The organism is Gemmatimonas sp., from assembly GCF_044376735.1.
Lineage (GTDB): Bacteria > Gemmatimonadota > Gemmatimonadetes > Gemmatimonadales > Gemmatimonadaceae > Gemmatimonas.
The window spans coordinates 16,262-37,895 of the sequence record NZ_JBILKJ010000025.1 but is presented as its reverse complement, the minus strand read 5'-3'; the positions used below and the strand labels follow the sequence as shown (position 1 = coordinate 37,895).

Here is a 21,634-nt window from a genome sequence, read left to right as displayed (position 1 = left end):
GCATGCCATTGCGGCCCTCGAAGGCGGCGTTGATGGTGGCCGGCGTCATGTCGTCGAGGCCGATCACGAGCACGGCCACGGCACCGGCGCGGCGTGCCCGCGTGTCACGGGCGGTTCCGGCGAACGCCGGGGCGGGCGGGCGGGCCGGCGTGGACGCGGCGACTTTGTCGGCGGCGAGAATCGCCGCGACGCCGAACTTGTTGGGCACGTCGGCGCAGCTCACGAAGGACGCCGGTCCGCGCACGCCCCCCGATGCCCCCGCCCCCGGGGCGGCCATGAACACCGCCACCTTGCCGGTGAACGCCGCCGGATCGAGCATGACCGCGGTGTCGCCCCAGGTGCCGGCAAACACGGCCGGCACGCCGTTCAGTTCGGCCTTGCCACCGAAGCCGTTCTGCGCGGTCGGTACGGTCGGAATCCAGTCGCGCTTGGACACCAGCGCCGTGCCACCGATCTGCAGTGACGACGTGCTGCTATCGAACTGCGTGGGGCCAAAAGGGAGGGTCTGGAAGTACGTCCCGCTGTCACCGGCCGGTTTGAGGCCGAACCGCTTGAATTCGCGGGCGATGTATTCGGTGCCCTTGAAGTTCCCCTTCTCGCCAATGCGACGGCCCTGCATCGAGTCGTCGGCAAACTGGTAGAGCCGGGTGCGCAGATCGTTGGCCGTGATCGCGGCCACGGTCGGGCGTGGGGCCCAGGTGCGCGGGCCCTCGTCGGGCCACACCGGGCGTTCCGGGCGCGCCACCTTGGTGGCGCTGGGACGGTTCTGCGCAGGGAGCGCAGCGGCGGCGCCGGCCAGCAGGGCCACGGCCGTTGCAGCAAGACGGGCGGGTCGAAACACGAGACGCATCCTTGGTCGGGTGAAGCAGTGAGCCGGGCACGCCGCGGCATCTCCGCCGGCAGGTCCAGCGATCCCCAACAATACGCCGCATATTGCTCCGGCGTTCACCCGATTCCCGCTGACCCTGGTGCCCTATGCGCGTCCGTCCCTCCCGTTTCCTGCTCCCGGCCCTGTTGTGGGCCCTTCCTGCCGTCTTGCCCGCCCAGGCGGCGCCGCCGGTGTCGGCGGCTGATCTGAGCGGGCTCCGCCTGCGCAATATCGGCCCCGCCTCCATGAGCGGCCGCGTGGTCGACATGGATGTGGTCGAGTCGAACCCGAGCACCTGGTACGTGGCCGGTGCCACCGGGGGACTCTGGCGCACCGACGACAACGGCGTGACCTGGCGCTCCACCTTCGAGGCGCCGGTGCACTCCATCGGCGACGTGGCGGTGTTCCAGCCCAACCCGCAGATCATCTGGGTGGGCACGGGCGAGCGGGCCAGCCGCCAGAGCGTGGGCTGGGGCGACGGCGTGTACAAGAGCACTGACGGCGGGAAGACGTGGCAGAACATGGGCCTCGCCACCAGCATGCACATCGGCCGCATTCAGCTGCACCCGCGCGACCCAAACATCGCCTACGTGGCCGCGCAGGGCTCGGTGTGGGGGGCCGGCGGTGAGCGCGGGCTGTACCGCACCACGGATGGCGGCCGCAGCTGGACGCGCACGCTGGCCGTGGACGACGAGACCGGCGCCACCGATGTGGCGATGGACTGGAACGACCCGAACGTGCTGTACGCCGCGACGTATCAGCGTCGCCGCAGCGCCTACGGCTTTGATGGCGGCGGCCCGGGGAGCGCACTCTGGAAGAGCACCGACGCCGGCGCCACCTGGACCAAGCTTACAGGGCATGGCCTGCCCGAGGGGGAGTACGGCCGCATCGGCATCGGGGTGTATCGCAAGAATCCGAAGATTCTCACCGTCAGCATCGAGCAGGGCGCGCGCTACAATGCCAGCACGGCGTACATCGTGCGCAAGGCCGGTGTGTATCGCAGTGAAGATGCGGGCGCCACATGGACGTTCATGAGCGACTGGAATCCTCGGCCGATGTATGCCAGCCAGGTGATCATCGATCCGAACGACGACCAGCGCATCTACATGCTGAACGCCTATTCCTTCAGCGACAACGGCGGCAAGACGTTCACCGCGCCGCGCACCGCCACGCACGGCGACGACCGCTTCGTGTGGGTGAATCCGACGAACAGCCGGCATGTGGTGAAGCTCGACGACGGCGGTATCGGCATCAGTTACGATCGCGGCAACAAGTTCCTGTACGTCAGTTCGCTGCCGCTGTCGCAGTTCTATCGCGTGACGACCGACAACGCGGTGCCGTTCAACATTTATGGTGGGTTGCAGGACAACGGCTGCTGGATGGGGCCGAGCGCCAGTTGGACGACCAACGGCGTGCTCAACGACCACTTTTCGCGACTGTGCGGCGGCGACGGCTTTCACGTGACGCCGAATCCACGCAACCCGCGCACGGTGTACTCGGCGTCGCAGTTCCTCGGGCTGCAGCGCAACGACACGAAGACGTGGCAAGTGCAGGACATCCGCCCGGGCGATTCCACCGGCCACATCGCCGGTCGTCGCAACTGGGAAACGTGGGGCAAGCCGGGTGCCACGCAGGTGCTGGGCAACGCGATGCACCCGGCCAATTGGGATGCGCCCTTCATCATCTCACCGCACGACACGGCCACCGTGTACGCCGGCGGTCAACATCTGTTCAAGTCGGTGAACAGCGGCCGCACGTGGAAGGATCTGGGCGACATGAGCACCGGCGTCGATCGCTCCACGTTGCCGCTGATGGGGCGCAAGCCGGGGGAGAACACGCTGTCGCTGGACGACGGCGTGCCGTACTTCCCGGGGGTGACGGCGCTGGCCGAGTCGCCGCGGGTGAAGGGCGTGCTGTACGTAGGTACCGACGACGGCCGCTTCCGTGTGTCGCGCGATGGCGGCGCCACGTTCACCGATGTGCAGAGCCGTTTCCCGGGACTGCCGAAGGACTCGTGGTTTGCGGGGGTGGAAGCGTCGCGGCACGCGGCCGGTACGGCGTATGTGGTGGCGGACAATCACCGAAGCAACGACTTCGCGAACTACGTGTATGCCACGAGTGACTTCGGCGCTACGTGGCGTCGGATCGATGCCGGATTGCCGGCCAACCGGGTTGCGCGCACGGTTCGTGAAGATCCACGCAATGCGAAGCTGCTGTATCTCGCCACCGAGTTCGGCGTGTTCATTTCGCCCGATGCCGGTGGGCAGTGGGTGCCGCTGCGCAACAACATGCCGATGATGCCGTTCAACGACATCACGATTCAGGCGCGCGACAACACGCTGGTGTTGGGCTCGCACGCGCGCGGCCTCTGGATTCTCGATCAGCTGAACGCGCTGCAGGAGCTCACGCCGGCGGTGGCGGCCAGCAACGCGCACCTGTTCACGGTGCAGCCGGCGATGCAGATCCGCGCCACGAACCTGCGCCCGCATACGGGCGACATGATCTTCCGCGGCGAGAACCCGGTCAATGGCGCGCTCGTCGACTACTGGGTGCGCGAGGCGGGCACGGCGGTCGAGCTCACGGTGCTCGACAGCGCCGGTCGTACGGTGCAATCGCTCAAGCCCACGAGCACGCGCGGCATCAATCGTGTGGTGTGGAATCTGCGGCATGCCGAGTTGCCCATTCGCAGTGGCGGCGGTGAAGACGACGACGCGGGGCCCAGCGCCACGACGCCGGGGCCGCTGGTGATGCCGGGCACGTATACGGTGCGGTTGTCGGTTGGCGGCGCCGTGCAGCAGCAGCGCGTGGTGGTGAAGGAGGATCCGCGCCTCACGGTCACGCGCGCCGAGCGGGCGGCGTGGACGGCGTTCCATCGCGACATCGCGGCATTGGCCACGTCGTTCGTGCCGGTGGCGGAGCGCTGGCGCGCGAAGACCGGCACCGATGCGGCCACACGCGACGGGAAGCGGCAGGCGAACGAATTGAGTGCGCGCATCTCGGGGCTGTACAGTGCCGTGGGAGGCTACACGGGCGCGCCCACGTCGGATCAGCGGTCGGAACTGCGGTTCTACACGCGTATGGCGGCGGAGTTGGAGAAGGCGGGGCGGTGAGGTTCGAGTGCTGCTGAGCGTTCGTTGAACTGATCACGCAGAGGGGCAGAGGGCGCAGGGAACGCAGAGGCGTGCTACGGAACGGTCGTGGCACGCTTTTGTGTTTCTTACGAAAGGCATTTCTCTGCGGGCTCTGCGTTCTCTGCGCCTCCGCGTGATCAGTTCCGCCGCCACGACTAGCATTCACCCATGCTCCACCTCTGGTCCTCCTCGAAATACGCCATCGAACTCCCCGACGGGCATCGGTTTCCGATGTCCAAGTACCAGCTGTTGCGGGAGGGCGTGCTGGCCGAGGGGTTGGTGCCGCCGGAGCGGTTGCACGACCCGCAGCGCGTGTCGCGTGAGGACTTGCTGTTGGTGCATACGCGCGAGTACGTGGATCACATCACCAACGGCACGCTGCCGGCGGCGGAGCAGCGGCGGATCGGGTTGCCGTGGTCGGAGAGTTTCGTGGAGCGGGCGTATCGGGTGGTGCAGGGGACGTGCGAAGCGGCCGAAGCCGCGCTGACGTACGGCGTGGCGATGAATCTGGCCGGCGGCACGCATCACGCGTTTCCTGATCGCGGTGAAGGGTTCTGCACCTTCAACGACGTGGCGGTGGCGATCCGCCGCCTGCAGCGCGATGGACGCGTGCGTCGGGTGGCGATCGTCGATCTCGATGTACATCAGGGGAACGGCACGCATGGCTGCTTCGCCGGTGATCCGCAGGTGTACACGTTCAGCATGCACGGTGCCAAGAACTTCCCGTTTCACAAAGTGCCGGGCACGTTGGACGTCGAGCTCGACGACGGGACGGAGGATGCGGCGTATCTCGCTCGGCTGGAGGCGCATCTTCCCACCGTGCTGCGTGATGCGCGCCCCGATCTCGTGGTGTATCTGGCCGGCGCCGATCCGCATGAAGGCGACCGGCTGGGGCGGCTCAAGCTCACGTTCGAGGGGTTGCACCGCCGGGACGCCATCGTGCTGCAGCTGTGCCGGGAGATCGGCGTGCCGGTGTGCGCGACCATGTCAGGTGGGTATGGCCGGGATGTTCGGGACACGGTACAGGTGCACCTGAACACGGTGCGGGTGCTGCAGAGCTTCGCGGGGCGCTAAATTTCCGAGGGTTGCCCCTTTCCGCTCTCAGGAGACCTCCGGATGGTTCGTCGTACTTTTCTGCTCGCTGCCGCGAGCGCATGGCTCGCGGTTCCCGCGATGGCGCAGTCGCCCGTGTACAAGTCGTCGGCGCACGATTACCGCCTGGTCACGGTGGCCGAGGGGCTCGTGCAGCCGTGGTCGATGGCCTTCCTTCCGGGCGGCGACCTGCTCGTTACCGAGCGTCCCGGCCGTCTCCGCATCGTCCGCGGTGGCAAGCTGCTCCCCACGCCGGTCACCGGCGTTCCCGAGGTGGTCTACCGCGGACAGGGTGGCCTGCTCGACGTCGTGGCGCATCCGAACTTCGCCACGAACAAGCTGGTGTATCTCAGCTTCTCCAAGCCAACCGGCGGTGGCGCCGCCACCACAGCGGTCGTGCGCGGTCGGTTCGAGAACAACGCGCTGGTGGACGTGAAGGAGATTTTCGTCGCCGACACCAAGGGCGCGCCGGGACACTACGGCTCGCGGATCGCCTTCGACAAGAGCGGCATGATGTTCATCACGGTCGGCGAGCGTCAGGCGCCGCCCAGTGGTGATCTCGAGAAGCATCCGGCGCAGGATCTGTCGAACCATCACGGCAAGGTCATTCGCCTGTTTGACGACGGTCGCGTGCCACCCGACAATCCGTTCGTGGGCAAGGCCGGTGCAAAGCCGGAGATCTGGAGCTACGGCCATCGCAATCCGCAGGGGCTCGCCATTCACCCCACGACGGGTGAGGTATGGGCCACCGAGCACGGACCGCAGGGCGGTGACGAACTCAACCTGATTCAGAAGGGGCTCAACTACGGCTGGCCGGTGATCGGCTTCGGCGTGAATTACGGCCCGGGTGCGGCGATTCACGCGTCCACGATGCGTCCTGGCATGGAGCAGCCGAAGAACGTGTGGGTGCCGTCCATCGCCACATCGAGCCTCATGATCTACACCGGCGACAAGTTCCCGGCGTGGAAGGGGAGCTTCTTCGTGGGCGGCCTCGCCGGGCAGCGCATCGTGCGGCTGACGTACGACGGCAAGGCGTTCACGGTCGAGGACAACCTCGTGCGGAACCAGGGGCGCATCCGCGACGTGAGACAGGGGCCAGACGGGTACATCTACTTCTCGATCGATGATCAGCAAGCGAAGCCGACCGCGATCATGCGAATGGAAGTGGTGGCGCGGAAGTGAACTGATGAACGGCGCTAAGAATGAACGGCGCTAAGAGTGAACGGCGCTAAAGTAGAAGGCGCGAAGAATGAACGGCGAATCAGTGCTCAGTGCGCTGTTCGCCGTTTTCGCGTGTTACTCTTGGCGCCGTTGATTCTTCGCGCCGTTCACGCTTAGCGCCATTCAGTCTTGGCGCCCCTGGCAGTTCCCCCTTCGCGTTCACTCCGGCGCCGGCACTCCCATCACCGTCCATTCTTCTTTCGCCGGCCCGTACATCCCGGGAACCTCGAGTCCCGCCATCCGCATGCCGACCGTCAGCTGACCACGGTGATGGGCCTCGTGCTTGATCAGCACGTCGAGTGTGACGCCACGCGGCCACGTGTCGCCGTACATGTCATCCGTTTCGGTCAGCGTGGCGTCGGTCCAGTGCGCGCGAAGCTGTTCGTCGAGCGACGCAGCAGCGGTGCGATACGCGGCCGCGATGTCGGCGGCGTGCGCGGGTACCGGGTCATGCTCACCGGCACCGGCCACCTTGAGCCCCGTGCGCAACAGCATTTCGGGAATCGACTGCGCAATGTGCCACGCCAAGCGGCCCACCGTGCGGCCACCCGGATAGAGCTCCTGCGACAGCGACGGATCGGTGAGGCGATCCAGCAGCTTCTGCGTGCTCTCGGATTCGTACTGCCAGGAGGCGTGAAACGAGGCGAGCGAGCTGAACATGAGAACACTCGGGGAAGAGATGAACGGCGCCAAGAGTGAACGGCGCCAAGAGTGAACGGCGCCAAGAGTGAACGGCGCCGAGAGTGAACGGCGCCAAAAGTAAACCGCGCCAAAGTGAACGGCGAGTCAGGGCTCAGGCGCCGTGTTCGCGTTTCATTCTTCGCGCCCGTAATCTTAGCGCTGTTGATTCTTCGCGCCCGTAATCTTAGCGCTGTTGATTCTTAGCGCCGTCGATTCTTCGCGCCGTTCACTCTTAGCGCCCCTGGTATCTTATGACCGCTCCATTACGAGCCACCGTACGACGCGCCCTGTCGCTCGCTCTCCTGGCGGCGGTGCCGTTCGCCTCGGCCTGTCGCGCCCCGGTCCGGACCACCCTCGACCCGCAGTTCATCCAGCCCGACGGCCCCCCCGCCAATCCGTTCTCCCCCGCGGTTCGCGTCGGGAACATCATTTTCGTGTCGGGTACGCTTGGTACCAAGCCCGACGGCACGCTGGTGCCCGGCGGTATCCAGCCCGAAACGCGGCAGTTGCTGGAGAACATCAAGGGCACGCTCGCGGCGGCCGGCGTGGGTATGGACCGCGTCGTGAAATGCACCGTGTTCCTGGCCGACCTCAAGGAATGGCCCGCCATGAACGAGATCTACCGCAGCTACTTCAGTAACGGCAAGTATCCGGCCCGTGCCGCGGTGCAGGCCACGCTGCTCTTCGGCGCGCGCGTCGAGATGGAGTGCGCGGCGGCGACGTTGCCTTCGCGCTAATCGTCGGCGGCGAGGCCGTCCAGATTGTATCCGAGCAGACGAAGCCGCGACGCCATCTCCTTCTTCTCGGCCGACTTCACGTACGCTTCCTCGGCTTCGACCTGACCGGTCTTCACGAGGTGAGTCAGCGCGTCGTTCAACGTTTCCATGCCCAGCTTCCGTTGGGTCTGGATGATGTTGTTGATCTGCATCGTCTTGCCTTCGCGGATCATCGAGCTCACGGCCTTGTTCACGATCAGGATTTCGCGCGCCGCGACGCGTCCGCCGCCGATCTTCTTGCACAGGGTCTGCGAGACCACGCCCTTGAGTGATTCCGAGAGCATCACGCGGATCTGGTCCTGACGGTCGGCGGGGAACTGATCGACGATCCGGTTGATCGTGGAGGCCGCCGTGGAGGTGTGCAGCGTGCCGAACACGAGGTGCCCCGTTTCGGCGGTCTCCATCGCCATCGCGATCGTCTCCAGATCCCGCAGCTCGCCCACGAGAATGATGTCGGGATCTTCACGGAGGGCGGCGCGCAGAGCGCTCTTGAACGACTGCGTATGGACGCCCACCTGCCGTTGCGTGATCAGGCACTTCTTACTCTGATGCACGAACTCGATCGGGTCTTCGATCGTGATGATGTGGTCGTGACGCGTCCGGTTCACCAGATCGACCAGCGCGCAGAGCGTGGTCGATTTGCCCGAGCCGGTGGGGCCGGTCACCAGCACCAGTCCCTTGGTCAGCGCGCACAGCTGCTGCACTTCAGGGCTGACGCCCATCTCTTCGACCGTGACCGTGGTCGCCGAGATGGTGCGGACCACCGCGGCCGCGCCGTTCCGGTCGCGCAGCACGTTCACGCGGAAGCGTGAGACCCCCGTGATCTCGTACGCGAAGTCGGTGTCCCAGTTCGCGTCGAACTCGGCCAGGTTCTTCGGGGGCATGATCGCGCGCACCATGCGCGAGACCGACGCGTCGTCGAGGGTCGACTGATCCTCGATACGCACGAGGTCCCCGCCCAGACGGAGAATGGGCGGTTCCCCCACGCGCAAATGCAGGTCGGCGGCACCACGGCGTACCTGCTCGCGCAGCAGGGCCTCGAAACGCTCGCGAGTCACCGCGGTGTCGGCGGCCTCCTCGAAGGGGACGTCCGAGGCGCGATACCGACGGACCGCCGGCGCTGGCGGCGCGGGGGCCACCGCCGGTTCCGCGACCGTGACGTGCTTCTGCACCGTCAGCCGCGTGTGCGGAGCGCTGCCGTCCTGCTCGACCAGCCACTGCTGGCCGTTCCACGCATACAGAAACCGGATGTCGCGCCCCGCCGACACCGAGGCCTTCTGGTCGGCCGTGGCCATCTCGCCCACCAGCGCGAGGACCTGCTTGCTCGTCAGCGTCTGCTGGCTGACGGCCTGCGGTCCCGATGGGGTCACGCAGCGGATGGGGGCGTTGGCCTCGAGAATGATCTGACTGGCGGCGCCGGACTCGAGGCGTGCCAACACACGGTCTAATTGCGGCACAGTGTCACAGTCCGGGAACACGTGAGGGCACTGCAGGCATAACCGCGTTATACAAGCGGCAATCCTGCGCTCTGCCGCTCAGACGATCCAGCCCGCGGGCAGGACACATGCTGGCATCCGCGCTGGCGCGCGGCCGTCGTTGCAAAGCCGTTGCCAGTCCGACGTGGTCCTGCGACGCGATTGTCGGGTGATCGTCGGACGATGCAGCGATACTATCGCTTCATAGTCGTAGTATGCCGCCCAAATTAAGCCACTATAGCGCCATGCCAGTGACACTGCTGTCGCACCAAGCGCTGGTGCTTCCACTCAAGCTGCGTTGGCCGGCACGATTCTCCGGCATCGCGCTCTGCATCGGCAGTATGGCGCCCGACTTGGAGTTCATCGGCCGCATGCACGACGACTGGCTGATGAGTCACACGGTTGGTGCGCAGTTCTGGTTCACCATTCCCCTCACGGCCATCCTGGTGTGGGTCACCAGTGCGGTGCTCCTCCCCGCCCTTCTGCCGTACGTCCCCGATCACGGCTGGTGGCGCCCGCATGATCTGGCCGCGATTCGGCCACCGCGCTCGTGGCGCGACTGGTTACGCGTCATCGTCTCGGCCTGGGTGGGCGGGATGTCGCATGTCCTCCTGGACGGCGTGACGCACGGGAATCACTCGGGGTGGCTGGTGCCGTGGTTCCCGATCCTCCGCACCCCCGTGCCGCATCTGGGCGGGATGGCACCGCTGTACGACGCCTTGCAGCTCTGGTGCAGTGTCGTGTTCGCCGTGGTGACGCTGGTGCTCTGGCGGCGGATGGTACGGCAGCGTGCGCTGTGGCGCTGGCGCGTGGCCGACGGGACCATCGGCTCGGATGCCCCAACGCACCGCCTCCCGCGGAAGCCACGGCCGCACGGGGTGCTTCTCGTGCGCTTTCTGCTGGTGGTCGCCCTCCTCGGCGCCATGACGGGCTATACCTTGCGCGAAAGAGAGGGCACCAAAACCCTGGTCGCTGGTACCGCCTTTGGCGCCATCACCTTCATGCTCGGCGCCGCCGTGCTCCTCGCCGTGGGTCTCCGCCGAGGGCAGGCGCCGCTCGGGGCCAACGCCTAGCGACAGTTCTTGGTGACCGCGGTCGCCGCGGCCTCGGCGAGGTCGGCGCGCCGTCCGTCCCCTGCTCGTGGCATCCGCATGGTCAGCTGTTCGGGGTCGTGATGGTCCGAGTTCGTGCACCCGTTCCAAACAGGGTCAGCACGGCTCCAACCAACGCCAGCGCGGCCAGAAAAAGAAAGGCAGAGTTCGCGCTGCCGGTCGCGGACCGGATGCGTCCAACGAGATCGGGACCGAAATGTCCGCCGAGATTGCCGACGGCGTTGATCCACGCGATCCCCGCGGCGGCGGCGGTTTGCCGCAGAAACGCGGTGGGCAGCGACCAGAAGGTGGCGAAGAACGACAAGACGCCTGAGGTCACGAAGCAGAGCGCGATGAGGGCCGGACCGACATGCGCACCGACCAGCACGAGCGCCACCAGCCCCGAGGCCGCCACGAACAGTGAGCCCGCGACATGCTGTCGGCGTTCACCCGTGCGGTCGGATCGCGCGCCGGCCCACACCATGACGATCCCGGCGGTGCCCCACGGAATCATGCTGAGCAGTCCGATCTCGAGGTACTCCGATTTCCCGATGCCGAGATCCTGTACGATGGTCGGCATCCAGAAGCTCACGCCGTACAGCGCAACGGTACCGGCCAGATACACCAACGCCAGTACCCACACGCGGCCGCTGCGCAGCGCCTGCATGGCCCCGTGCGCTGCGGCCACGCCAGCGCCGTGCGTAGCGAGATCTTCCTGCGCGAGGTGCGCCGTGATCGCCTCGCGCTGTTCGGGTGTGAGCCACTTCGCCTGCGCCGGCCGGTCGGGCAACAGGAACCAGATGGCGATACCGGCGATCATCGACGGGATTGCTTCCAGCACGAACAGCCAGCGCCATCCGTCCCATCCCCCCATGCCGTCGGCATACTGCATGATCGCCCCCGACACCGGGGCGCCGATCACATTGGCGGCGGCGATGGCGGTCATGAAGAGCGCCACGGTGCGGGCGCGCCGCGCGGCGGGAAACCAGTACGTGAGATAGAGAATGATGCCGGGGAAGAATCCCGCTTCGGCGATGCCGAGCAGAAAGCGCAGCGCATAGAACCCGAACTCGAGCGGCGGGACGCCAAGGAGCGCCGGCAGCGATCCATACGGAATGCGGTCCACGAACGCGAACGCCCCCGACACGATGGCCCACGTGCACATGATGCGCGCGATCCACCGTCGCGCGCCGACCTTCTCCAGCAGCAAGTTGCTTGGCACTTCGAACAGGAAGTAGCCGAGGAAGAAGATGCCCGCGCCGAACCCGTAGACCACGTCGGAGAAGCCGAGGGCCGACGCCATCTGCAGTTTGGCGAAGCCGACATTGACGCGATCGAGGAACGCCACGATGTAGCTGGCGAACAGCAGCGGCAGCAATCGGCGCGCGGCGATGGCGAAGCCGGACTCGGCGGCGCTGGTCATGCGGTGCCCGCTGGTGTGAAGTTCGCGTCGAAGGCACCGCACGCCTCGTAGCGCTGCAGCATCGTGGGGCTGATGCCGAAGTCGTCGGCGAGCACCGCGCGCAACGCCTCGCGGTCGAGCGGACGGACCTCGGTGCCGGCGGCCGTGCGGTGATAGCGCACGGCGGCGTTCAGCACGAGAAACCCATCGGGGACGTTGCGCCGCGCGTACGTGACTTCGTTGAAGCGCCCGAACCCGCGCGAACGTTCATGCGCGGCGTCGAGATAGGCATGATCGATGCGATCGATCATGAATCGGCACACGGTGTGCTCGGGACCGGGGGCGGCGCCGAAGCGCAGCAGGTGCGTGTCACCGTCGGTGGCCCAGGTGGTGGCGAAGGCGGGATCGGGATCGCAGTAGGGTCCGGTGAAGAGCGGCACGGGACGCTGCGTGAGTGCCGACGAGTCCGCCAGCCAGTCGTGTCCGCTGATGGTCACCACCGTGCTGCCGTGCGTGATGAACCCCAGGTCACGCATGGAGCCCGCGATGCGTCGGGCCGTGAAGCCGAGCGCGGTCAGTAGCATGTACAGCGCATTGCTGGACGACCAGCAGGTGCCGCCGGTGCCGTGGGCCAGCCACTGCTCGAAGAAATCGATCGCGTGCGTGCCCGGCAACGGCGCCGTGTCGCCCTCCCGCAGCGCGATGAGCTTGCGCACGTTGTCGAAGGGTACGCGTTGGCACCAGGCGCCATACACCGTATGCAGCAGGGCCAGCGTCGGTGGGGTGGAGGCGACGCCAAGGCGGGCGCAGACGGCGTCACGCAGCGAAGCCGGCAGTGGGATGTCGTCGACCGGTGCTTGCGGCATCTCGGCGGTCACGCGATGGCGGGCCACAGCGCGAGACTGCACAGCGTGCCGGCCACGGTGAGGACGGTGCGCACGCGGGCATTCCACGGCGGCAGCAGTCCCTCACGCGAGGCGGCGACGTCCCAGGCGAGTTGCATGCCGCTGCTGAGCATGAGCAGCCCGAGTGCGGCCTTGGGTGGGGTCTGCGGCAGGAGGGCGGCCAAACCGACCAGTGTCGGCGTCGCGGCCGCCACCATGCGCCACAGGATCGGCGCGTCGGGCGATCGCGCCAGCTCGGCACCCCAGCGCGCACCGCCCAAAAAACTGAGCGTGAGGGCGGCGTACACCAGAAAGGTCCGGATGGCGGCATCATGCAGCGCGCTGACGTCGGGCGTGCTGTACGCGATGGCGAGGCACACCAGAAAGGGGACGAGCCCCGACGCGCTGATCAGCCAGAAGGTGCGGGTAGGCATGGCGCGAAGGTAGCGCCGACCTGCGCTGCGCGGTATATGTCGACGCCATGCCTACGACTGCCCAGCGTCTATCCGTCTTCAGCGAATCGGTGATTCGCGGCACCACGCGCCTCGCGAATCAGCACGGCGCCATCAACCTGTCGCAGGGTTTCCCGGATTTCGATCCACCGGAAGTGCTGCTGGAGGGGCTGGAGCGCGCCACGCGCGGGCCGTTCCATCAGTATGCCGTGACGTGGGGCGCACCGCGTTTCCGGGCGGCCCTGGCGAACAAGATCGCGCATTTCAGCGGACGCGCGGTGGACCCCGAATCGGAACTGGTGGTCACCTGCGGTAGCACGGAAGCGATGATGGTCGCCATGATGACCGCGTGCAACCCGGGCGATAAGGTCATCGTCTTCTCGCCGTTCTACGAGAACTACGCGGCCGACGCGATTCTCTCGGGGGCCGAGCCGATCTACGTGCCGTTGCATCCGCCGCACTTCAACTTCGACGAGGACGTGCTGGCCGCCGCGTTTGCGCAGCGCCCGAAGGCGATCGTCGTGTGCAACCCATCGAACCCGAGCGGCAAGGTGTTCACGCGCGAGGAACTGCTCATCATCCTCAAGTACGCGCAGCAGTACGACACGTGGGTGATCATGGATGAGCCGTACGAGCACATCATCTACGAGCCCCATCGGCACGTGTATTTCAACACCCTGCCGGGTGCCTTCGAACGCACGATCACCTGCAATTCGCTGTCGAAGACGTATTCGATCACGGGCTGGCGGTTGGGCTACGTGCATGCGCCGGCCGGCGTGATCGCGCAGGCCAAGAAGGTGCACGATTTCCTCACCGTCGGCGCCGCCGCGCCGCTCATGGAAGCGGCGGTGGGCGCGCTCCAGCTCCCCGACTCGTATTACGCGGGGCTCACCGAGCTGTACAGCGCCAAGCGGGAGATCTTCCTCGACATTCTCCGCAGCACGGGATTGCCGTTCACCGAGCCGCAGGGCGCCTACTACGTGATGGTCGACATCACGGCGCTCGGCTTCGCCAACGACACGCTGGCCTCGGAATGGCTGATCAAGGAGATCGGCGTGGCGGGCGTGCCCGGCTCGAGCTTCTTCCGCGAGCCGGTGCATCATCTCATCCGCTTTCACTTCGCCAAGCGCGAAGAGACCCTGCGCGCGGCCGGTGAGCGGCTGGCCGGACTGTCGGCGCGGCTGAACGCGGGAGGCTGATCACACAGAGAAAAGGCTGTGTGATCAGTTCAGCGATGTGTCAGCACTGCGGGCACGCGAGAAATGTGCGCGCCGCCGCCGCCGTCCGCACCGGATCCTCCTCGTGCGGCACGTGGCCCAGCTCGGGGAAGAGTTCGATGCGGCTGCCCGGAATGTCGCGCGCGAAGCGCCCGGCATGATCGGGTGGAATGAGGCCATCGCGCCCGCCCCACATGATCAGCGTCGGCGCGCGCACGGTGGCGATGCGCGCGGAATCGGCACCGTTGGTGGACTGCGCGAAACGGCGCGGCAGCGACGCCCGATTCCCTTCGCGCAAGGTGAGTTCGTAGTAACGCGTGACGAGTGTATCGGTCACGCGTGACGGATCGCCGTACACGCTGCGCACGCTCGATGTGACCACGCTGCGCGGCAGGATGCGCGTGAACAGCCAAGTGAGACCTTGCGTGCGGGCCATCCGGAAGCCGATCGGCACCGACTGCGACACGATCGGGTAGCCGGTCGCGTCCACCAGAATCAGCGCGGCCACGCGATCGGGCGCCGCGGCCGCCACCTCCCACGCCACTTCGCCGCCGAGCGAATTGCCGGCGATCGCGAAGCGGGACACGCCGAGCGAGTCGAGCAGCCGCCGCGTAAAGCGCGCGTACGCGCCCAGCGAGTAGTCCTGATCGGGCGACGGGCCGGTGAGTCCGAATCCGGGGAGATCGAAGCGGATCACGCGGCGCGACCCGCGCATCGCGGCGGCCCACCCGTCAAACGTGTGCAAGCTGGCCGAGGTGCCGTGCACGAGCACGATCGGCACGGAATCGGTGCGCGGCCCCTCGTCGCGCAGGTGCACCTGCATGCCGTCGAGGGCGAGGAAGCGCGACGGCGGCGCCGCCCAGCGCGCAGCCAGCATCGATACCGGCTTGTCGGGTGCCCACACGATGCCAAATGCGAGCAGCAGCAGCGTCGACAGCATCAGTGCGCCCATCAGCCAACGCGCCAGTTTCATGAGTCCCGCTCCAGCTGGAAGAAGAAAGGGGCGGCGCCACGCATGTCCATCAGTCCGAGCATGGTGCGGTGGTCGATGCGCCGGAAACAATCGATGATCGGCAGATGATCATACACCATGGCCGCCGTGGTCACGCCCCGGTACGTCATCGCGCGCAACCGGGCCCGCGGTTCGCGCGTGCGCAGCAGCGGGGTGGCGAGGGCGAACAGCGCGCGCGACACGGCGTGCCGCGTGAGCGTGTGGTAGCGCGACAGCGAGAGCGGAATGCGGCGCGGATCGATCGCGTACTTCTGTCCGGCGCGATCCCGGAATACGAGCGGATGCACCGCCTCGTCGCTCTCGAACGTCTTGCCGTACCACGCGTAGGCCTCGAGCAAGCCGTCCATGTCGTGGCCGGTCGGCACGCCGGAGCCACGCCAGTGGCCATGCATCTCCAGCGTGGTCACCGCCGGCAGCGCGTCGAAGCGTGCCAAGGCCTCGGTCAGCGACATGGCCCCAGACATGCTCATTCTCGGCAGGTCGCGCAGCGCGGCGTGAGGAGGGCATCCTTGAGCGAAACGCCATCGAGTGGTTCCGACGGGGTCAGGCCAAGCAACTCGGCCAGCGTGGGTGCCAGATCGACGGTGCGGACGAACTGCGTGTGTGTGCCCGGCCTGATCCCGGCGCCGGCGAAGATCAGCGGGACGTGCGAGTCGTAGTCCCGTGGCGAGCCGTGCGAGGCCACGTTGCCCCCCCAGGTGCTGTATGGGGTTAGCGTCACGACCAGCTCGATCGGCAGGGTCGCGGCAAACTGATGCGCCCATCGCCGCGCGATCTCGTCAGTGAGCGTGTCGGCGAGCAGCGCGGGGAACCGATCGACGCGCGCGACGCCGGGGACCTTGCGGGCGTCCTCGGCGAACGCGTTCACGATGGCCTCGAGGTCGGATGGCTTCCGGAACGCGCGGCGATTGGCCAGCAGGATCTGCCCGTCGAGCTCGATGGCGAAGGTGTCGAGTTTACTTGCCCGCAAGCGCGCCACGGTGGCCGGCATCACGTCGTCGAGCGACACGCGCCGCGGGCGCGGCTCGACCGATGCCGGCGCGATTTCGGGGATACTCCCCACGCCGTGATCGGCGGTCACCACGATCGTGATCGTGGTGGAGTCGCGCAGCGCGTAGAGCGAGTCGAGGAACAGACCGATGGTGCGATCGACCCGTAGCACCTGATCGTGCATCTCGCGCGAATCGGGGCCGTAATTGTGGCCAATCACATCAGTGGCCGACAACGACATCGCCAGCAGGTCGGTGTGCGGTCCCGTGCCGAGCTGCATGGCATTCACGCCGTGCAGCGCGAACTGCACGGTGAGGTCGTCCATGTACGGCGTGATGCGAATTTCGCTGCCGACGTCCACCGGGTCGTCGGTGAGTCGGTGCGGAAAGGTGAAATTCCGCCCCCCCATCTCCGCGCTGACGCTGTCGGGCTCGCGATAGGCGCTGTCGGCCAGCAGCAACGACCACGTGCGGCCGGCGTACGCCTGCACTGACTGACGGTCGTTGAATTCACGCACCCACGCCGGGACCTCCTTGCGATAGTACGTGCTGGTGAGGAACCGGCCATCGATCGAGTACCAGTACACGTCGCTCTTGGACGTACCGATCGGCAGGATGGCCCCGCGATCCTTCATCGACACCGACAGCGTCTTCGTCTGGCTGTGGGCGCGCTTCATCCAATCGGCGAGCGTCGTGCCGACGAACCGCGCCGGCGAGGCGCCGGTGCCGTAGCCGCTGGCCACCAAGGGGTAGCGTTGGTCCTCCACGCCCACCCGATTGAGCATGATCCCCGTGGAGCGCGGGAACCGCCCCGACAGCAGGGTGGCGTGTCCGGGCGCCGTTTCCGTGATCGCGTGATCCTGATGCGCGTTGTTGAACCGGGCGCCACGCCGCGCCAGCCGCGCCAGTCCGCCGGTGAGCTGGCCGGAATAGCGGTCGAGATAGTCGGCGCGGAACTGATCGATCGTGATCAGCACGACCAGCGACGGCGCGACCGTTGGCGCCTGGGTCGGCTGGGGACGGGCGGAGCCGGCCAGGCAGGCCAGCGCGAGTGCCGCAGGCATCGCGAGAGTCAGTCGCATCATGGGGCGAATGTGGCAGAGCGCGTGGATCGCGGCAAGCCATGCGCGCGGGCGGGCCGTCCCATGGCGCGAATGGAACGCCCGCACGATACTGATGCAAGATCGGTCGGCGCTGCCGTGCCGACGCATACCCCTGCTGAGCCGCCGAGTGCCTCTCCCGAGTCAGGAACGCGCGTGACCATCACGGTGAAACGGGCCGATGCCGGCACGCGGGTCGTGCTGCGCGCCATTGTGTACTACGTCGTCCTGCTTGGCGGGGCGACCCTGCTGTGGCGGTTTCTCCCGCATGGATCGGCGGCGGTCCCGGCCTCGCTCGAGGCGTTGCTGGGCATGGGCACCCAGCCCGACCCGCGCGTCCTGCCGCCACTCGACGATGTCACGCTGGCCGTGACCGTTGCGGTGGCGATGGCGGCCGCCGTGTTGCTGTCGCTGCCGGTGGCGTGGGTGTACCTGCTGACGCGGGCGAAGCGCGGCTATCAGCAGTCGGTCGTGCAATTGCTGGTCATTCTGCCCACGGTCGTGGCAGGCATCGTGTTGCTGGTGAAATACTCGCTGGCGCTCGCCTTCAGTCTGGCCGGCATCGTGGCCGCGGTGCGCTTCCGCAACACACTCGACGACAGCAAAGACGCCGTGTACGTGTTTCTGGCCACCGCCATCGGCCTGTCGTCGGCGGTGAACCTGCCGGTGGCAGCGGTCCTCTCGATTGGCTTCAACACCGTGTCGTTGCTGCTCTGGTATACCGACTTCGGCAGCGCGCCAATGGAGATGGACGGGCGGATCGCCGAGCGCCGCCTCAGCCGCGCGAAAAAGCTCGCGCGCACCGGCACCTTCGTGGCGCGGGTGGACGATGAAGTGCTGAAGAACATGACGCGCGAACAGCTCGAAGGGATCGCCGAACGCGCCTGGAAGCGCGCGCAAGCCAACCAGCAGACGGACGAACTGCCGGTGGTGCAGGAGGAGCGCATTCTCCGGGTGCAGACCGACGATGCGACGGCCCTGCGGCGCGTGCTCGAGCCGCGCCTGCAGGAGTTCACGAAGTCGTGGCGATTCGGGAGCATGGAATCCGCCGACGGCGTGTCGATGCTCGAATATCGGATTCAGCTGCGCAAGAAGACCGGACCTGAGGATCTGCTGGCGTTGGTGCGCGCGGCTGGGTCCACGCAGGTCGCCAGCGCGGAAGTGGTCTGACCATGATGCGAAGGAGCCTTGCCCGCATGTCGAATACGATTGGTGCTCCGCGTCTGACGCGTGTGGTCGCCGCCCTGCTGGTCATGGGGGGCGCCACGGTGGCCCCGGCGCAGGAAACGGGCAAGGCGCCCAAGAAGCCGAAGGCGGCGGCCGATAGCCTCAAGGACGCCGGACCGCCCAAGCAGAAGAAGCCGAAGGCGCCGCCGATGTTCGCGAGCGAGCAGCCGCTCGAGCTCACGCTGACGACGAACATCAAGCAGATCAAGAAGGACAAGACGGGCGAAGCACCGTGGCGTGCTGCGACGATCTCGTATGCGGGTGACGGCGGCAGGACCGTCACGGTACCGGTGCGCGTAAAGACGCGCGGTGTCTGGCGGCTCAAGCACTGCGAGTATCCGCCCATTCGCATCAAGGTGGCGGACAAGGCGGGCAAGGGGACGCTGCTGGCAGATCTCGACGAGCCGAAGCTGGTGACGTACTGCCGCAATCTCGACACGTACGAGCAATATGTGCTGCAGGAGGCGCAGCTCTATCGCATCAATCGGCTCGTGACTGACGTGAGCCACCGCGTGCGGCTGGTGCGCCTGTCATACGCCGACAGCGCCAGTGGCAAGGTCGAGGTCACGCGTTACTCGTTCCTGATCGAGGACCCGGCGCAGGTGGCGCGTCGTGCGAACGGGGTGATTCTCGACCAAAAGGGGGCTACGGCCGACGACCTCGAGCCGGAGATCTCCGCGCTCGCGTTCACGTTCCAGTATTTCATCGGCAACACCGACTTCTCCTACAGTGGACTGCACAACGGCGAAGTGATCGCGTTGGCTGACGGCCATAACCTGCCCGTGTCGTACGACTTCGACTTCGCCGGTGCGATCGACGCGACCTATGCCGGCGTCGATCCGTCGATGCAGGTAAAGCGCGTGCGAGACCGGCAGTTTCGCGGCTACTGCGTGCATGAAGCGGCGTACCCGAACGCCTTCGCACAGTTCATCGCGAAGAAGGACGCGATCTACGCGCTGTATCGCGACGAGATCGGGCGGTTGATCGCGCCCGGTACGGTGAAGCGCACGCTGAGCTACTACGACGATTTCTACAAGGACATTGCGACGCCGAAGGATGTGCAGCGCAACCTGTTCTCCACCTGCGTCAAGTAGCGCGGGAGCCGCCCAACGTGCCGGCGCGCCTAGCTGGGGCCGACGAACCGATAGCCGAGCCCCGGTTCGGTAACGATCAGGCGCGGTACCGACGGATCAGGTTCGACCTTGCGTCGCAGATGTGTCATGTGGACGCGAACGTGTGCGGCGAAGTCTCCGAACTCGCGACCCCACACGAGATCCCACAAGTTGCGTGCGGAAAGCGTCCGCCCCGGATGCAGGACGAGGGCGCGGAGCAACGCCCACTCGGTCGGCGTGAGTCGTTGCGGCTCACCGTGCCGGACCACGCGCTGCTCGATCAAGTCGATGACCACCCCCCCGGCCTCGATCCGCGCCCACGAACGCGCCGCCGTGGAGGCGACCGACCGTCGGATCTGCGCGCGCACCCGGTCCAGCAGCTCGCCCTCGCCGCAGGGCTTGATGAGGAAGTCGTCGGCGCCGGCATCCAGCAGCGCGACTTTTTCCTCTTCGTCGGTGCGCTCGGACAGCACGATGATCGGCACGTCGGAAAGCCCGCGCAGTAGCCGCAGGAGGTCCGCCCCGTCTCCATCGGGGAGCCCGAGGTCGAGCAGCATCACATCCGGTGCCTTCAAGGCGCACTCACGCCTCGCTTCGGCCAGCGAGGACGCGGTCCGCACCGAGCGGCAGATCGTGCTCAACGTCTGCACCAGCGCATACCGGAGCTCGATATCGTCTTCGACGACGAGGATCGACTCCGGGTCGGGACCACCGGGGAGCATCACGGGAGACATAGTCGAATGCTAATGCGAGGCGGCGCCCGCCGTGAGCGTTCGTTCCACGATTCGCCTCACAGCGTGCTGATGTCGATGACGAAGCGGTACTTCACATCCGACGCAAGCATGCGCGCATAGGCCTCGTTGACGGCCGACGCCGCGATCACTTCGACATCGGCCACGATCTGATGCGCGGCGCAGAAGTCGAGCATCTCCTGCGTTTCCGCGATGCCGCCGATGAGCGAGCCGGCCAGCGTCTTGCGCTTCGTGATGAAACCGAAGGCGCCGGGATAGTGGTGCGGCTCGGGGGAGCCACCGAGCAGGCACAGCGTGCCGTCGCGACGAAGCAAGGCGAACTCGGGCACGAGGTCGTGCGACGTGCCGACGGTGTCGATGATGAGGTCGAGGGAGTTCCGCAGGGCCTTCATGGCCGCCGGATCCGTCGAAATCACGACCTCGTGCGCGCCGAGGCGCTTGGCATCGTCGATCTTGGAGGGCGAGGTGGTGAGCACGACCACGTGGGCGCCCATCGCGGCGGCCAGCTTCACGGCCATGTGCCCCAGACCGCCGATGCCGACCACGCCGACTCGGCTGCCCGGACCGACCTTCCAGTGACGGAGCGGTGAGAAGGTGGTGATGCCCGCGCACAGCAGCGGCGCCGCCCCGGCCGGATCCATCCCTTCGGGAATGCGGAGCACGTAGCGATCGTCGACCACGATCGCCGTGGCGTAGCCACCCTGAGTGGGGAGCCCGGTTTGCTGCTCGACGCCCCCGTAGGTGCCCGTCATGCCGACGTCGCAGTACTGCTCGAGCCCGTCCTCACACGAGGGGCAGCTGCGGCAGCTGTCCACCATGCACCCCACGCCGACCAGGTCACCCGTCTTCCAGCGGGTGACGTCGGCGCCGGTCGAAACGACCCGCCCCACGATTTCATGCCCCGGCACCTGCGGATAGGCGATCGGCCCCCATTCGCCGCGCACCGTATGCAGGTCGGAATGGCAGATGCCGCAGAAGAGAATCTGGATCTGCACGTCGCGCGGGCCGGGCGCACGGCGCTCGAAGCTCCACGGACCGAGGGGGGCGGCCGCGCTGAAGGCGGCAATACCACGAGTTTGCGTCATTGGCTAAACGTGTGGTCTGTGTCGTACGTTTTCCATGGTACCCTCGAAAATCTCCCTCCACCGTTCC

General features: G+C 66.8%; 18 protein-coding genes and 1 pseudogene. 8 read left to right on the top strand and 11 right to left on the bottom strand.

What is annotated here, in order from left to right:
* A pseudogene (locus ACIRA7_RS06330) lies at positions 1–841 on the bottom strand (hypothetical protein); the annotation flags it as partial.
* A 134-nt stretch (positions 842–975) separates the two neighbouring features.
* Here ACIRA7_RS06330 and ACIRA7_RS06325 point away from each other — a divergent pair.
* From ACIRA7_RS06325 to ACIRA7_RS06315, 3 genes are all read left to right on the top strand, one after another.
* Positions 976–3,978, top strand: coding sequence for a hypothetical protein (locus ACIRA7_RS06325; RefSeq protein ID WP_396219999.1), 3,003 nt, complete (start codon positions 976–978; stop codon positions 3,976–3,978).
* Between the two features lie 189 nt (positions 3,979–4,167).
* Positions 4,168–5,073 (top strand): histone deacetylase, encoded by a 906-nt coding sequence (locus tag ACIRA7_RS06320; RefSeq protein ID WP_396219998.1) that lies wholly within the window; start codon positions 4,168–4,170, stop codon positions 5,071–5,073.
* Between the two features lie 42 nt (positions 5,074–5,115).
* Entirely contained in the window at positions 5,116–6,273 is a 1,158-nt protein-coding gene (locus ACIRA7_RS06315) for a PQQ-dependent sugar dehydrogenase (protein ID WP_396219997.1), read from the top strand.
* Between the two features lie 198 nt (positions 6,274–6,471).
* Here ACIRA7_RS06315 and ACIRA7_RS06310 read toward each other — a convergent pair whose 3' ends face one another.
* Positions 6,472–6,972: a DinB family protein gene (locus ACIRA7_RS06310; RefSeq protein ID WP_396219996.1), complete on the bottom strand. Its 501-nt coding sequence runs from the start codon at positions 6,970–6,972 to the stop codon at positions 6,472–6,474.
* Between the two features lie 272 nt (positions 6,973–7,244).
* Here ACIRA7_RS06310 and ACIRA7_RS06305 point away from each other — a divergent pair, with 272 nt between their 5' ends.
* Entirely contained in the window at positions 7,245–7,730 is a 486-nt protein-coding gene (locus ACIRA7_RS06305) for a RidA family protein (RefSeq protein ID WP_396219995.1), read from the top strand.
* Here the strand turns inward: ACIRA7_RS06305 and ACIRA7_RS06300 are convergent.
* The gene (locus tag ACIRA7_RS06300) at positions 7,727–9,208 is read right to left on the bottom strand and encodes a type IV pilus twitching motility protein PilT (RefSeq protein ID WP_396219994.1); all 1,482 of its coding nucleotides are present in this window, start codon (positions 9,206–9,208) and stop codon (positions 7,727–7,729) included. The genes ACIRA7_RS06305 and ACIRA7_RS06300 overlap by 4 nt on opposite strands.
* A gap of 281 nt (positions 9,209–9,489) precedes the next feature.
* On the opposite strand from ACIRA7_RS06300, the gene ACIRA7_RS06295 reads away from it, so the two are divergent.
* Entirely contained in the window at positions 9,490–10,317 is an 828-nt protein-coding gene (locus ACIRA7_RS06295) for a DUF4184 family protein (protein ID WP_396219993.1), read from the top strand.
* A gap of 82 nt (positions 10,318–10,399) precedes the next feature.
* On the opposite strand, the gene ACIRA7_RS06290 is transcribed toward ACIRA7_RS06295, so the two are convergent.
* The 3 genes from ACIRA7_RS06290 to ACIRA7_RS06280 are packed head-to-tail and all read right to left on the bottom strand — an operon-like array spanning position 10,400 to position 13,055.
* Positions 10,400–11,758 (bottom strand): MFS transporter, encoded by a 1,359-nt coding sequence (locus ACIRA7_RS06290; protein WP_396219992.1) that lies wholly within the window; start codon positions 11,756–11,758, stop codon positions 10,400–10,402.
* Positions 11,755–12,630 carry an arylamine N-acetyltransferase gene (locus ACIRA7_RS06285; protein ID WP_396219991.1) on the bottom strand — a complete coding sequence of 292 codons (876 nt, stop codon included), beginning with the start codon at positions 12,628–12,630 and terminating at the stop codon, positions 11,755–11,757. The genes ACIRA7_RS06290 and ACIRA7_RS06285 overlap by 4 nt, the downstream gene beginning before the upstream one ends.
* Positions 12,612–13,055, bottom strand: a complete 444-nt coding sequence (locus ACIRA7_RS06280; RefSeq protein WP_396219990.1) for a DUF3429 domain-containing protein — start codon at positions 13,053–13,055, stop codon at positions 12,612–12,614. Before ACIRA7_RS06280 ends, ACIRA7_RS06285 begins: the two co-directional genes overlap by 19 nt.
* A 47-nt stretch (positions 13,056–13,102) precedes the next feature.
* Between ACIRA7_RS06280 and ACIRA7_RS06275 the strand changes: the two genes are divergently transcribed.
* Positions 13,103–14,272 carry a pyridoxal phosphate-dependent aminotransferase gene (locus ACIRA7_RS06275; RefSeq protein ID WP_396219989.1) on the top strand — a complete coding sequence of 390 codons (1,170 nt, stop codon included), beginning with the start codon at positions 13,103–13,105 and terminating at the stop codon, positions 14,270–14,272.
* Positions 14,273–14,312: 40 nt separating this feature from the next.
* On the opposite strand, the gene ACIRA7_RS06270 is transcribed toward ACIRA7_RS06275, so the two are convergent.
* The 3 genes from ACIRA7_RS06270 to ACIRA7_RS06260 are packed head-to-tail and all read right to left on the bottom strand — an operon-like array spanning position 14,313 to position 17,376.
* Positions 14,313–15,263, bottom strand: coding sequence for an alpha/beta fold hydrolase (locus ACIRA7_RS06270; RefSeq protein ID WP_396219988.1), 951 nt, complete (start codon positions 15,261–15,263; stop codon positions 14,313–14,315).
* Positions 15,260–15,766 (bottom strand): DUF4334 domain-containing protein, encoded by a 507-nt coding sequence (locus ACIRA7_RS06265; RefSeq protein ID WP_396219987.1) that lies wholly within the window; start codon positions 15,764–15,766, stop codon positions 15,260–15,262. Before ACIRA7_RS06265 ends, ACIRA7_RS06270 begins: the two co-directional genes overlap by 4 nt.
* A gap of 2 nt (positions 15,767–15,768) precedes the next feature.
* On the bottom strand, positions 15,769–17,376 hold the full coding sequence (locus tag ACIRA7_RS06260; RefSeq protein ID WP_396219986.1) for an alkaline phosphatase family protein: 1,608 nt from the start codon (positions 17,374–17,376) through the stop codon (positions 15,769–15,771).
* A gap of 171 nt (positions 17,377–17,547) precedes the next feature.
* Between ACIRA7_RS06260 and ACIRA7_RS06255 the strand changes: the two genes are divergently transcribed.
* Complete coding sequence (locus ACIRA7_RS06255) at positions 17,548–18,561, top strand: DUF4956 domain-containing protein (protein WP_396219985.1); 1,014 nt, start codon at positions 17,548–17,550, stop codon at positions 18,559–18,561.
* A gap of 26 nt (positions 18,562–18,587) precedes the next feature.
* Complete coding sequence (locus ACIRA7_RS06250) at positions 18,588–19,712, top strand: hypothetical protein (RefSeq protein WP_396219984.1); 1,125 nt, start codon at positions 18,588–18,590, stop codon at positions 19,710–19,712.
* 29 nt (positions 19,713–19,741) lie between these two features.
* Here ACIRA7_RS06250 and ACIRA7_RS06245 read toward each other — a convergent pair whose 3' ends face one another.
* Together ACIRA7_RS06245 and ACIRA7_RS06240 are read right to left on the bottom strand one after the other, a co-directional pair.
* On the bottom strand, positions 19,742–20,464 hold the full coding sequence (locus ACIRA7_RS06245) for a response regulator (RefSeq protein ID WP_396219983.1): 723 nt from the start codon (positions 20,462–20,464) through the stop codon (positions 19,742–19,744).
* Positions 20,465–20,520: 56 nt separating this feature from the next.
* Positions 20,521–21,567, bottom strand: a complete 1,047-nt coding sequence (locus ACIRA7_RS06240; RefSeq protein WP_396219982.1) for an NAD(P)-dependent alcohol dehydrogenase — start codon at positions 21,565–21,567, stop codon at positions 20,521–20,523.
* Positions 21,568–21,634 lie beyond the last annotated feature (67 nt).